Origin of the sequence: Curvibacter sp. AEP1-3, from assembly GCF_002163715.1 — a bacterium.
In the GTDB taxonomy this organism is placed as follows: Bacteria; Pseudomonadota; Gammaproteobacteria; order Burkholderiales; family Burkholderiaceae_C; genus Allorhodoferax.
In genome coordinates, this window is sequence record NZ_CP015698.1 from 3193759 (window position 1) to 3206836 (window position 13078).

Consider the following 13078-nt stretch of genomic DNA (forward strand, 5'->3'; position numbering starts at 1 on the left):
TGACTATGAGCACACCTTTGAACGTAAGTTTGCTGCAGCAACTGCGCGAGCGCCAATCAGAACTACCGGAGGCGCAACGCAATGTTGTGCGCATTGTCCTTGACGACCCGCGAGCCGCAGTCGTGGCAACTGTGGAGCAACTGGCCCAGCAGGCTGGTGTATCCATGCCGACTATCGTGCGTACCTGCCGCAGCTTCGGCCATGACTCAGTGCGTGAATTTATGGTCGCGCTGGCACAGGACTTGGCAGTCAGTGGCTCTCATTTGCACCGCAGCGTATTGGCAGACGACACGGCCCAAGACGTCGCCAGCAAAATAGTCCATGCCGCTGTTTCGTCACTCACCGAACTGGGTCGCGCTATTGATGCCGATCTCTTGGACCGGGTGGCCGATCAACTGGCAACGGCGCGCCGTATCGACTGTTACTCGGTTGGTGCAGCTTCTACTTTTATGGCCAGTGAATTGCAGAGTCGGCTATTTCGACTGGGTCGCACTGCAAACGCCATCTTCGACGCACACCAGCAGCTTGTCTCTGCCAGTACATTAGGTCCAGGCGGTGTGGCTTTTGTCATCTCACACGTCGGGCGCATGCCCTACACATTGGAAGCCGCACGTTTTGCGCGCGCTCAGGGTGCAACTGTGATTGCACTTACACAACCAGACACTCCACTTGCGGAAGTCGCCGATCTGGTTTTGGCAGTGTCTGTCCCTCAAGATGCAGTTATGAGAGTGGGTACTGAGGCGTACCTTGCACACTTGGTAGTGATTGAAATTCTGATGGTCCGTCTTGCGCAAAAACTTGGACCGGTTGCGACGCGTGATTTGCAGCAGTTCAAACAACTGCTCCACAAACACGGTTTCGATAGTGCCGAATACACCGGCAACATTGATGCTCAGCACCCGCGTCTGGAGGGATGACATGACGCGTGCAACCCTGTTGGCAAACGGGAAAGTAGTGGATGGTACCGGTGCACCTTGGAGGAATGGTGATGTATTGCTTAGCGGGGACCGGATTCTGGCTATCGCACCACCAGGCCAAATTGACCCGCACATTTTGGTCAAGCTAGGTGAATACGATCGTTTTGACTGCAGCAATAAAGTGATTGCTCCTGGATTTATCGACGTTCACACTCATGATGATGCGGCAGTCCTCGACGATCCAAACATGCTGCCAAAACTATCGCAGGGCATCACAACGGTGATTGTGGGTAACTGTGGCATTTCGCTGGCGCCCATTGTTACGCAAACTCCCAACGCGCCTCTGTCGTTATTGGGGCGACTTCAGTTCCGGCACGGCAGTATGTCTGACTACGCCCTCGCGGTGAACACCGCCAAGCCCGCCGTCAATGTAGCTGCCCTAATGGGACACACGGCACTACGTATGCGACATATGTCGGACTTGCGTCAGCCGGCCACAGAAGCCGAGCGTGTCGCAATGTCAGTTGACATGCAAGAAGCAATGGATGCGGGAGCCCTGGGCCTGTCATCGGGAATCTTTTACAACGAGGCATATGCCGCCGACGTGGATGAGCTGGTTGCTGTAGCCTCTGTTGCCGCACGCAACGGCGGTGTATATGCCACACACATCCGGGATGAACTCGCAGGCATCCTACCTGCATTACAGGAAGCAGCTCAGACAGCCAAACACGCCGGACTTCCATTGGTAATCTCGCACCACAAGTGCGCCGGACCCGCAAACTGGGGGCGAACACGCGAGACGCTGCCACTAATTGAGCAACTCGCAATGGAGCAGGAAATTGGCATTGATGTCTACCCGTATACAGCCGGCTCTACTGTGCTGCGTGAAGACTTGGTCGACGGAATTATCGACATCCTTATCACCGGCAGTCAGCCCTATCCAGGCATGGGTGGAAGATATTTGGCAGACATTGCTCGTGAATGGGGCGTCAGCCAGCAGGAGGCAGCGGTACGGCTTAAACCGGGCGGAGCCTGCTACTTCCAGATGCGCGAAGATGATGTGGAGCGTGTGATTACACATCCCCTGTCCATGATCGGCTCAGACGGTCTTCCACATGATGAACGTCCTCACCCACGCCTTTGGGGTGCTTTTCCGAGGGTGCTTGCGAGCTATTGGCGTGAAAAGGGACTCCTACAACTTGAGGAAGCGATTCACAAAATGACAGGTCTTTCTGCCCGTCGTTTTCGTCTCGGTGAAAGAGGGGTACTAGATGCCGGACGTATCGCTGATGTTGTGGTTTTTGACCCCGGCCATGTTCGCGATTTAGCGACCTTCGAGCATCCTAAACAATTTAGCGAAGGAATTGAGCAGGTGTGGGTAAACGGCGTCTTGAGCTACACCTCCAGCGGTCGCGGTACTGGGGTAAGAGCAGGTCGTTTCGTCCGTCGAACAAGTACATCCGATTTTCACTCTATCGAGCTATCCTGAGAGCTTGACTAGAAATATTAAAAAAGCGGAGTAGCTAGTGGCGGTTATTCCGAACCACAAACAACTGCCAGGGACTAGACGCTGTCGCTGGTCCGCCTATGTCCTAAAGCGGAAAATGTCATCAAAAGAAAAGGCGCTCGATAGTCACATCGAGCGCCTTTGCGATCGGGTAAACGAGCTTACTTTTTCTTCTTGGCCACAGCAGCCTTGAATGCAGCGCCAGGAGTGAATTTCGGCACAGTGGTCGCTGCAATCTTCAATGCTTCACCGGTACGTGGGTTCTTGCCAGTACGCGCAGATCGCTTGGCTGCCTTGAAGGTTCCAAAGCCAATCAGCTGAACATCTTCCTTCTTGGCCACTTTGGCAGTGATGATCTCAATCAAAGCATCCAGTGTGCGTCCAGCAGCAGCTTTTGACAATTCAGACTTTGCAGCCAATGCTTCAATCAATTCGCCCTTGTTCATCGTTTTCTACTCCTTGGTGTGTGATTACTTTTTGGAGATCAGCTTCAGACCACCTGAAGTGTTCTCTTCCAGATAGCTATTTTCTAGCAGTTTGTTGAATGACGCTGCGACTGAACCTGTAGGCAGACCCGCTGAAACACCGACTTGGGTCCGCTTGATTTCACTGAACTTCTTGGCATTCAGCACCGTTTTCAGGTGATCCCAGAGCTTTTGGGTATTGGGGCTAAGCGTGGACTTGGGTGTTCCCTTGGGAGTACCAGCAGGCTTCTTGACCGCCTTTGCTTTCTTTGGCTTCTTGGCAACTACATCCGTTGCCTCGATGGTTTCAATCACAGTCGTGCTTGCCAACACAGGCAGTGCTTCCCGAGGTGTAGGTGCGGCAAGTCGCGCTCTGGACTTGTTGTTTCCTAATCCACCTTCACCGAGTTGTTGGGCAGCCTGATGTACTTTACGAAGCTCTGCCTCTATCTGTTCAAGGGTCTGAGACAACCGAGCGACCGTTTTCCATTCCTCGAACAGTGAGTCTGCTTGTAAGTCAAATGGGTTGCTGCTCATCGCTAGACGAACTTGGTCCGCGTACGCTTGTACTACAGCCTTCAGAGAGGCGTCTGCTTGATGGACTGCGGCTCCGGCGCTTTGAATAGCGGAAAGACTTGTTTTTGGAATGGGCACGACGGGCTCCTTGTAGTTAATAGATTGGATCAACCAATCTCAGTATACGGAGTCACGATTTGCTGGTCGCTAGCTATCTCTCTAGGGACTAATTAGGAATCAACGGAATCAAAAGCAGGCTACTTCAATTCGTTCAAAACCTGCGCGAGACGATTCCCTGCAAGCGCCAATTGATAGGCCACCACTGGCACATACCGGTCTACATACTCTGGCGTGACTAGCCTGTCGGGATAGAAGCCAGGTTGAGAGACTATTCGGCAAGACTCCATCGCAGTTGACGCGGCATTGAATGCAGTCTTTTGAAGTGACAGAGGCCGCAACAGCAGGCTTTTGACTATCTGTTCGTTCTCTTGTTGTAGCGACTTGATAAGTCCGGTGTCCCACACAGCATGCAAGTTACTGCCACGCATGAAGGCCTGAAGTTGGTAGCTGTTGCCTCCACGGTCATCTCCGAAACCTGCGTGCAGGGGTTGGTGAATGTCCCCGATGAAGTGCACTACGTACTTCAAGGCTGTCAGTCGCCTCTCGTCGTCACCAACTGTGCGCAGGACTTCAATCTGTCGGTCAATTGCAGCGACCACGCATTTGCCATCGGGGCAGTCTCGCTCTGGCTGGTAGTTGCAATCGCCACGAGGGAAGTTCACATAGTGCCAAGCAGCAGTGGCAGGATTGCGGTGTTCGTCGGCCCACGTCGAAATGCTTGCCAAGGTAGCGCCTGGTTCTTGAGCTAACAGGCGATCAACCTCTTTGCGCGCTGTGGGGGAGAGTTGGGCCTCTGCCAGCATGGCCACGATCTTGTGTCCATCGCTTCCCCATGCGAAAGCAACGCTGCCTTGTAACGCGAGGGTAAGAATGAACGAGTGGCTGAGCGTTTTCAGTAAGCGGCGCATATGTGGTCTATGTAGCCTTCTTGGGTTGGTTCAAGCCTACCCGAAACCCACCGGTTTGCGTTTAGGCGGCCAGATCGTTAAACTGTATAAATGTACAGTAATTGCGTTAGCTATCCTCCGGTTTCCAGCACCGCCTCTCCATGCCTGCTGGACCTCGTCCCTACACGCATCTGCGCAGGCTTCCCCAGCCCGGCAGAGGACCTCGGAGCTGAACGCATTGATCTGTCCAAAGTCCTGATCACTCACCCGCAGGCGACCTTCCTGCAGCGTGTCTCCGGTCACTCCATGCGGGATGCCGGCATTTTCGACAACGACATACTGGTCATCGACCGAGCCATCAAACCGCGGCACAAGATGATCGTGGTCGCTGTGGTGGATGGTGAGTTCACCGTCAAACAGCTGTATCAGCGTGCCGGACGGGTCAAGCTGCAAGCTGCCAATCCCACTTATCCGGACATAGTTCCCAAGGAAGGCCAGACCATCGAAATCTGGGGTGTGGTCACCAGCTGCATCAAGCAGTTTCCATCGGCCTAAACACGTCCGTCAGTTCTTCTATGTACGCACTGGTGGACGGCAACAACTTCTATGTCTCGTGCGAGCGGGTCTTCAGACCCAGCCTGAACGGTCAGCCTGTGGTCGTCCTGTCCAACAACGACGGATGTGCTATCGCCCGTAGTAACGAAGCCAAGGCGCTGGGTATTGCCATGGGTGCACCCTGGTTCCAAATCAAGCACTTGGCCGAGGACGCAGGCCTGGTAGCTTTGTCTGCCAACTTTGCGTTGTATGGCGATATGTCTGATCGCATGATGAGCCTGGCAGCAGGTCTTGGCCCTGCCCAGGAGATCTACAGCATTGATGAATCCTTCATTGACCTCAGTGGCGTCAAAGGTGACCTGGTAGAGCGCAGCCACAAGATCCGGGCTCGCATCCTGCAGTGGGTAGGCATTCCTTGTGGCATCGGCATTGGACCCACCAAGACGTTGGCCAAGCTCGCCAATCACATCGCCAAGACCGCCGAACGCAAGCCGGGAACCTACCCGAACAAGCTCGCTCAAGTTTGCAACCTCGCATCCTTAGAGAAGTCTGAGTGCGAAGCAGTGTTCGCAGCTACAGCGGTGAACGAAGTCTGGGGTGTGGGCAGGCAGATCAGCAAGCAGCTGCAAGAGGGAGGCATCCACACGGTGTTGGACTTGATGCAGCTGGACCCTGCCACCGTTCGCAGCAAGTGGTCTGTGGTGCTGGAGAGAACTGTCCGGGAGCTTCAGGGCACTCCGTGCATCGATCTGGATCACACCCCGGCTGCCAAAAAAGAGATTGCCTGTACGAGATCCTTCGGTCGCCCCATCACCGAACAGCATCACATAGCTGAAGCAGTCACAGAGTTCGCCTCCCGAGCAGCTGAAAAAGTCCGGAAGCAACACAGCCAGGCTGGACAGGTGTTGGTCTACATCCGTACCAGTCCATTCCGCAAGGATCTCCAGTACAGCCGCTCCATGGTCACTCCACTTCGCAGACCCAGTGCGGACACGGCCTGCATCGTCAAAGCAGCGCTCCAAGGCTTGAATCACATCTTCAAGCCGGGATTCAACTACGCCAAGGCGGGTGTGATGCTGCTGGACCTGCAACCCGACACCAACCAGCAGGCAGAGCTCGACCTGGAGGACAGAGATGCAGAAGAAGACCGAACTCGCCTCATGACTGCCATGGATACCCTGAATCAGCGCTTCGGCAAAGGTACGGTCTTGACCGCTAGTGCCGGACTGGAGGGGGTGAGAAGAGAGTGGTCGATGAAGCAACTACGCAGAACCCCGGCGTACACCACCCGGTGGGATGACATGCCAGTGGCGAGGGCCTGAGACATGACGGAAACCAAAACAGAAACCAGCAAAGACACCCACAAGCTGCGCAGTGCCAAGCACATCGCAGTCGTCAATGGCATAGGACTCAAAAAGGTACATGCCAAAAGACTCAGAGACATGTACCGCTCTGCAGGATGGCCTTGCTTGGATGTCGTGGAGATCGAACTCCTGGCTGCCGGTCTTCTGGAGCGGCTGCAGGAAGAGGGTGGTCATGAACGCATGCGAGTAACTAACGCAGGTATCCAATTCCTCGCACAGGCAGCCAACTCCAATCGACAAGCCAAGGATCCCCACGAAGCGCTCGTAGAAAAGGTCGCTCACGAAATGCTCAAGGAAGGTCGGCTGGTATGGACCAATCTGAGTCTCAGAGCCAAGGTCACTTTGCAGGAAGAAGAGCAGGGCAGTTGGCGCTACTGCATGCCGGATGTGTTCTCCATACGGAATTCATCAGTCCAGGCCTATCTCGAGCCAGTCGTGCATGAGATCAAAGTGAACAGAGCGGACTTGCTGGGAGATCTCAAACGACCTGAGAAGCGAGCTGCTTATCTGGAGCTGGGAGGGCAGTGCTGGTATGTGTTGGGACGAGATGCCAAAGACAGACCCATCGCTGAACCGGAAGAGATTCCTGTGGAGTGCGGCGTGATCCAGCTGGTTCAGGACAGGCTGGAGATCTTGAGAGTGGCACCAAAGAAGCAGTTCAATCACTTGCCGTTCGCTGTGTGGATGAACTTGGCCAAAGCTACGCCGTTAAATCGAGCAATGCTGGACCTTGATCACCTTACCAACCTAGTATGAGAGCTATGCTTTTCGGCTGATTGCCGAATGTATAAACAGGAAAACAAGGTCTGAGCAAAGCGACTCATGCTTGATCCCCATTCAACATCCAGCAACCAAAGTAATGTCGGTATTGAACTGACCGTACTAGGTGATCTTGTTAGTCACTCTAATTAAAAAGTGTGTTCGTTCGTTCGTTCATAGAGGATTGAAGCTTGAGCGCAAGCTTGGGCGCATCTTTGATGCTGATCAAATTACCCGAGTAGCTGTACCCTCTGTAAGCTACAGAGAGCTCAATCACAAGCGCAACATCAACAGGCGAGCCTAATGCGGAGGCTTGACTTAATAAAAAAAAGTTGTTGTTGTCAGGAACTCGCACAGGGAATGACCGAATCCCCAAGTCTGCTGGGGAAAAAATGCTTGAAGACTCATTAAGTTGCATGAGCTTGCCAACTACTGTCTGTCGCTCACAATCGAGTTGCATCACTTTTATCTTCATGTGATGTACTTGCTTTGAAGGCAGCGTGATCTTGCCTACCACTTCTTCTGCACTCGGAATCAAAATATCATCATCGTAGATGACAGTTGACTGAGACTTCGTGGCTCCAACCAGAAGTCTCCTTGCGAGGTCTGGATTTGGGTCGTTAGTAATGGCTTGGTACAACTCATCAGCAGATATCTCTTCGGACGATATTCTTTTAACCAACGGCTTTATTTTCTTCGACAGCTCAACACTAATTGCTGCCTCCTCTTTGATCTTTGAAAGTTCATCATCGCCCAAATTCTTCTGTCGGCTCGGTATTCTCACTAGCATTAGATCCAGTTTTCTGAGACTCTCCGCAGACACCACAACTGCAGACATATCACGGGGATGTGAAGATAAATCTCTTAGAGTTCGTTCAGCTGCTATGAGTGACTCCACAGCATCTTTGAGTCTGACAACCTCACTGTTAGTAATAACTTTGGGGGAAGTCTTCTGTTCAATCATGTCTGAATCAGTGACAAGCTTTTTGGTGTGCTTGGGAACCGAAATCATTGAAACATGATTTTTTTGTGGATCGATATCTGGCTTAGGACACATCTTCATCTTCCTTAATTGATAGATAACTTAACAAGGCAAGTTGCGTGAGCGAGGTCAGCCGTGACGTTTGGACACGGTTGTCTGCATCGCTACTAAGCCGCATAGACACACGGTGTCGTGCGCCTATGTCGCGCTCAGGTCTAAAAGAAAGACGGTGGTTGCCCTGGTAAACAAGCTCAAGCCGATTCAAGTGATGGCGCCCGCGGTGCACTTGTAGAGAGAAAAGGGTTGGCAAAGTATCCGAAAGCTCTTCCCATGTCTCTAAATCCACAGGATCTGGTTTCGCTTCCTTTGGTAAGAACCATAAAAATCCATACTTGGCGCATTCCAGTTTAGACCCATGAAGATTTGCTACCCACTCAAGTAATTGAATGCCCGTTTCTTCTGCAAGAATTCTGGTTTGCGCAGAAATACCTCTTGATTGGGCTGCATTCCTCGCGCGCTTTAAACACTCTGCAACCAGTTCTTCTCGGAGAAGAAATTTGCTGAGGCGCTTGACCTCCTCGTTGCTTAATAGAAGGTCGTTTTGCAGACTTTCAGATGACTTTCCGAGGCTACGTGCAACTACAAAGTGGAGCGCATGGGGACTGACTTTTTCCGCGAGTTTCTTGGGTTGGGGTCGAGGTTCAGAAGAAATTTCCCTTGGTGCTCCATGCGATTGGAGATTTGAGGATTTCTTTTCAATTGAAAGTCCAGGAACCTTTGGACTTTGTGCTTTCTGAATAGCCTTGAGTTCTGTTGCTAATTTTTTCTCAAGCCAGTCAAAAAGAATCCAAGTATTTTTTGAGTCTCCCTTAGTGCGAGACTTCGCCTGGCGAAACGCCTCACCAGAAACGCCGAGGCCTGCTAGGTAAGAGCTCTGAAATGGTATGTTCAAAGAGAGACGAGCTGAATAGAGAGAGTGAACCACTGTCCAACCTGCCAAATAGTTATGAATAGCAGATCCAATGCCAGAGTGACCAGCTACCGCGGAAGTTGTCGCTGTCCTAAGCCAGAAATCAGTTAGCTTCTCGCTCCATTTCTGCAGTTCAAAAGCGCTAATCTTGAAGTTCAAGAAAAGACCAGAATAAAATTGCCAGTCGGGCCATGTAAGGTTTTGAAGTGTTGTGGCTCGAAGGCTATGAGGACGAGCTTTGGGATCACCTAAAGCTCGTTTTAGGACTGTTCCAAATATCGTGATTGACTTTAGGTCCTCTTCATTGTCTCGATCTTTTCCGGTGCCTCGCAGTAGCAGATCACCCTCAGTGACAGTCGCGCGAAGCTGAGCAGCAATCTCATTGATTTCAACTTGATCTTGCGTGCTTAGTTGTGCAATACGAATCGAGTGACTGTTTTTGATACTGTTAAATCCGGCACGTTCGATGACTAGTCCACCGGAAGCTGTGGTTAGCATCTTCTTCAAGCCAGAAAACTCGCCTGCTCTGACTGGTATAGCTGTTCCTAATTTCAATCGGAACTTGCATCGAAGAAAATTTGGATAGTAGTCTCCAACAGCAGATTCAATCAAAGCTGAGATCACTTCCACATCCTTTGATGTGACTAGGACAGAGCTTGCTGAATCGCGAGCTATTGATTCTGTCTCTTCCAAATTGATGTATGTCCAGAGTTCATTTGGAAAACCATAGCCTCTCCGGATTAGAGATCTAGCTAAGGCTGCAAGTGCATTTTTTGTTCCTTCCGAGATCACCTCATCAGAAGAAAACTTTCCACGTCCAGATTTGTTCTCAAGTAACAGTATGTATTGCAGCCACTCTGTGCTTGACCAGTCATATGGATCTTCTCCACAAAATCCGATTTGAGTCTTTAGCCTGCTGAAGTAGGTAGATATAGAAGAGACTTCGTAGCGGCCTTTTTGGTTGTCTCGGCTACGTACCAGTTCATCTCCAACCCAGTCCCGTAAGAAAAGCCCACTTGGACTCCATTGGTCAGGCAGCGTACGTAGGTCTGACAAAGCATTTATTGCTCTTAATTGGCGCTCACCAAGCCGCTTGTTAGTGTCCCCGAAGTGATTCAGGATTCTTCCGATACGGTCAATGTCATCAGTGACGTTAACACGGCTGCGTTCGGATGGTTTGGTGTTTTCTGGTACCTGAGTGAACGTGGGTGTTAAGCCTGCTAACCTAGCAATTGACTCTTGGTTTAGACACGGTGATTCCACAAAAGTGCTGGAGCTTGCCAATAAGGATGGTGGAAAATGAACACGCTTATAAGCCCGCGCCCAACTACAAACCTGCATCAGAACATCGCCTTGAACTTCTACTTCAAGTGCTTGTGTGAAAAACTTTTTAATGTCTCTCGTTAGATCTGTTTGGCTTATACATTTTGATCCTACTTGGCTCTGTAGCAAGGCACATTCTGGGCCCATAGGAAAACAGAACGCATGAACAAAATGGGGGCGGTTCCATTTAATGCATCGGCGAAGCCCTACAGTTGAGAACCATTTGTCAGGTTGTTGAACTGCTGGAAGAGCTATCGCTTGCCCGTCAAGAAGGTCAATGAACACTAGAGATAGGAACAACCTTGTTGAATCTTTCAAGTCGTTTGCTCTTGCGCTTCTCAACTCGAGGCGGATCTTTTCTGCCAAGCGCTCACATGTAAGGGTTATGGATGTAATTGGCTCCAGAATTGTGTGAGGGGATAGTCTTGCTTCTCTGGCGGTTAAATGTTCGTCTTCTGTCGATATGCTTGGGAGGAAATGTAGATCCTCTATTACTTCAGGGGATACTTTGGCTTGCCCAAAGGTCGACTCGAACAGTGAGTTCATGCAATCAGCCAGTTGAGATGCAACTGCAGAAGGTGGAATGTCAAAATAGGCTCCAGTTGTTCGTGTTATGTCTCTGACATGTCCACTTAGAGCCCGAATCAGCCAGCGATCGCAATGGTTTTCGTCCATAGTGGTTATCCAAAGCGCCCTACCGAAGTTCGAGTTCGCTTCATCGAAATACCGTGCGATTGCTTCACTTACTGATTTGCTAGAAATGTGATGCTCACTTAAATGAGGATCATGTGTGTAGTTACAGAAAACCGGGGTGTTCTCTGTTGGGGCAGGAAGTTCTTTTCCAAGTCGACTGAAAAGTAGTTCCCTGCAGTAAACACCGCTTGAAATGATTGCTTTAAGCGGATCTGTTTTGCCAAGCAATCGTGGATGAGATCGGGTGGATTCATCCCTGTACTCTTTGTCAAGGATGACTAACATCCAAAGGCTACTTGTGAGTGCCCCATAGGTGAGTTCATCAAATCTTTGGCATCGATGGGCAGACATCAGAACAAATGCTGCAGCTAGGAGCTCCATTAGCTTGTTTGCCTGTTCTACTATCTGGCAATCAGTCCCCGCGCTTATGAGCATTGCTTTTGTATGCGCAATGTCACTTGTAAGTGCTGCCCAACCAGTTTGAACAATCTCTTTTGAAGGGAGCTTAGTTGTTCCCATCTTGTCGTGTTCATCAAACGGTCTGATGGCCGTTCCCAGTCCTAGTACGCTGAAAACATTGTCCAATCGGAGATAGACTGATTCATAGCTAGGACAGTAGTAATACAGGGAAGCAGGTGCGGTGCAGGCAAACTGTGCAGTAACAAAGGCGGTGAACATATCACTGCCTGTTATCTCAAGTACGGCTGAGGTCATGCTCTTTGACCAGCGCGCCCGATAAGGGCGGTGCGCCTTGTCACCGAGTTCTTGAAGGTACCTTCTGCTGCCTTCTAGATCAAATTGATCTACCTCTTGGATTGAACAAATCAGGTCTTCAACACAAGCTTGTTCAATTGGATTGTGAGCACTTCTGAGTACCTCAAGTAGTCGCGTTGGAAGTGGAACATTGATTGTTTCCACATTGGGTGGTTCGGGACGCTCCTTACCTGAGTACCTGTAGGACGAGAAGTCCCAACACCAGGTTCCTAAGTTGATATCTAACCATATGTGGTCTAAGTGAGGTGTCAGTTGAGCTTTTAGAACATACTTGTCTGAAGTGGCCGTCACTAAACACAGCAAATGGAAGGCTGCGAAGCCTTTTACTACTTTATCCTCTGCGGTTAAGTCCTCACTGAGCCGTTTAGTTATGGAGGAGAGATCTGCTATCAGTAGGTGTTCTCGGTGGTCTATGCCAAGCTTTGCCGTTGCAGGTGAATAGTCAGCTGAGTTGAGGCGGGCGCCAATTCTTCGAGAATCTAAGACAACCTTATCTGGCTCTGATTCTGAGGTGCTCGCTTCGTGGGTATGAAGCTCAGACGCATTTGTCGTCTCACACCAAGAATCCTCAGGACTGTCTGCGGCAAGCCGTCGATTCGTCTCGACTTCACTTGACTTCTCGGAAATCGGAGTGATGTCTTGTTCCAGAACATGTAGGACATTTCGAAGCAGTTCTGATGGTGCCTCCCTGTGAGGCAAGTTTTGAAGGAGGGTTAGAACCTGACCAGGGTCCAAGATATCGATGCCTACAATTTGCCTCCAATCCTTGGACCTTTTTCCTTTTGTCAACGTTTCATTGATTAAGGCTCTCATACCTTTGGTAAAAGATGCTGGTATGAGCTGCTGATCCTGAGAATGAATGACCCAACATCTTCCAATGAGTCCTAAGACCGAGCGGTGAAAAGGCAGATCTGATGAGAGGCTTAACCCGCTAAAGAAATTGAAAACCTGCACATCGGTGGAAGGCTGTTGAAAGAGCGTTGTCGCAACACTTTCACTTGACTCAGCTGCCAACCGAATTGTTTTTTTGAGTTCAATGCTGGATCTGTGCCACTCGTCCAAGGGACTGTCTGGCCAGAGTTGTGCTGCAACTTGAAGAAGGCGCGTGGCTGATTCAACAATCAGGCCCGCGCCCACAAGCTTATTTGTGACCCCTACAGCAGCAAGGATCTGAAGCTGCTGAGATGACAGTTGGGGATCGCCATGGTTTATTTGCATGGCTAGTTAATCTATACATTTTTTGGAAA

The 13078-nt window shown here is 50.6% G+C and carries 10 protein-coding genes; 5 read left to right on the forward strand and 5 right to left on the reverse strand.

From position 1 onward, the window contains the following. Positions 1-5 precede the first annotated feature (5 nt). On the forward strand, positions 6-917 hold the full coding sequence (locus AEP_RS14995; RefSeq protein WP_087496125.1) for a MurR/RpiR family transcriptional regulator: 912 nt from the start codon (positions 6-8) through the stop codon (positions 915-917). A 1-nt stretch (position 918) separates the two neighbouring features. After that, positions 919-2406, forward strand: coding sequence for an N-acyl-D-amino-acid deacylase family protein (locus AEP_RS15000; protein WP_087496126.1), 1488 nt, complete (start codon positions 919-921; stop codon positions 2404-2406). A 179-nt stretch (positions 2407-2585) separates the two neighbouring features. Here AEP_RS15000 and AEP_RS15005 read toward each other — a convergent pair whose 3' ends face one another. From AEP_RS15005 to AEP_RS15015, 3 genes are all read right to left on the reverse strand, one after another. Beyond that, positions 2586-2870 (reverse strand): HU family DNA-binding protein, encoded by a 285-nt coding sequence (locus tag AEP_RS15005; RefSeq protein WP_087496127.1) that lies wholly within the window; start codon positions 2868-2870, stop codon positions 2586-2588. Between the two features lie 24 nt (positions 2871-2894). Beyond that, entirely contained in the window at positions 2895-3542 is a 648-nt protein-coding gene (locus tag AEP_RS20755; RefSeq protein ID WP_157673185.1) for a hypothetical protein, read from the reverse strand. A gap of 119 nt (positions 3543-3661) precedes the next feature. Next, a complete protein-coding gene (locus AEP_RS15015; RefSeq protein ID WP_087496129.1) occupies positions 3662-4432 on the reverse strand; it encodes a S1/P1 nuclease in 771 nt (256 codons plus the stop codon). Positions 4433-4522: 90 nt separating this feature from the next. Between AEP_RS15015 and AEP_RS15020 the strand changes: the two genes are divergently transcribed. The 3 genes from AEP_RS15020 to AEP_RS15030 are packed head-to-tail and all read left to right on the forward strand — an operon-like array spanning position 4523 to position 7086. After that, positions 4523-4966 (forward strand): LexA family protein, encoded by a 444-nt coding sequence (locus tag AEP_RS15020; protein ID WP_087496130.1) that lies wholly within the window; start codon positions 4523-4525, stop codon positions 4964-4966. A 20-nt stretch (positions 4967-4986) separates the two neighbouring features. Further along, on the forward strand, positions 4987-6288 hold the full coding sequence (locus AEP_RS15025; RefSeq protein ID WP_087496131.1) for a Y-family DNA polymerase: 1302 nt from the start codon (positions 4987-4989) through the stop codon (positions 6286-6288). A gap of 3 nt (positions 6289-6291) precedes the next feature. Continuing rightward, positions 6292-7086 (forward strand): hypothetical protein, encoded by a 795-nt coding sequence (locus AEP_RS15030; protein WP_232459842.1) that lies wholly within the window; start codon positions 6292-6294, stop codon positions 7084-7086. Between the two features lie 148 nt (positions 7087-7234). Here AEP_RS15030 and AEP_RS15035 read toward each other — a convergent pair whose 3' ends face one another. Continuing rightward, on the reverse strand, positions 7235-8146 hold the full coding sequence (locus tag AEP_RS15035; protein ID WP_157673186.1) for a hypothetical protein: 912 nt from the start codon (positions 8144-8146) through the stop codon (positions 7235-7237). Then, positions 8136-13049: a hypothetical protein gene (locus tag AEP_RS20760; RefSeq protein ID WP_157673187.1), complete on the reverse strand. Its 4914-nt coding sequence runs from the start codon at positions 13047-13049 to the stop codon at positions 8136-8138. The genes AEP_RS15035 and AEP_RS20760 overlap by 11 nt, the downstream gene beginning before the upstream one ends. Positions 13050-13078: the final 29 nt, after the last annotated feature.

Coding starts and splice junctions, on each gene's coding strand:
- AEP_RS14995 (WP_087496125.1), top strand. CDS start 6: ATGAGCACACCTTTGAACGTAAGTTTGCTGCAGCAACTGCGCGAGCGC.
- AEP_RS15000 (WP_087496126.1), top strand. CDS start 919: ATGACGCGTGCAACCCTGTTGGCAAACGGGAAAGTAGTGGATGGTACC.
- AEP_RS15005 (WP_087496127.1), bottom strand. CDS start 2,870: ATGAACAAGGGCGAATTGATTGAAGCATTGGCTGCAAAGTCTGAATTG.
- AEP_RS15015 (WP_087496129.1), bottom strand. CDS start 4,432: ATGCGCCGCTTACTGAAAACGCTCAGCCACTCGTTCATTCTTACCCTC.
- AEP_RS15020 (WP_087496130.1), top strand. CDS start 4,523: ATGTACAGTAATTGCGTTAGCTATCCTCCGGTTTCCAGCACCGCCTCT.
- AEP_RS15025 (WP_087496131.1), top strand. CDS start 4,987: ATGTACGCACTGGTGGACGGCAACAACTTCTATGTCTCGTGCGAGCGG.
- AEP_RS15030 (WP_232459842.1), top strand. CDS start 6,292: ATGACGGAAACCAAAACAGAAACCAGCAAAGACACCCACAAGCTGCGC.
- AEP_RS15035 (WP_157673186.1), bottom strand. CDS start 8,146: ATGTGTCCTAAGCCAGATATCGATCCACAAAAAAATCATGTTTCAATG.
- AEP_RS20760 (WP_157673187.1), bottom strand. CDS start 13,049: ATGCAAATAAACCATGGCGATCCCCAACTGTCATCTCAGCAGCTTCAG.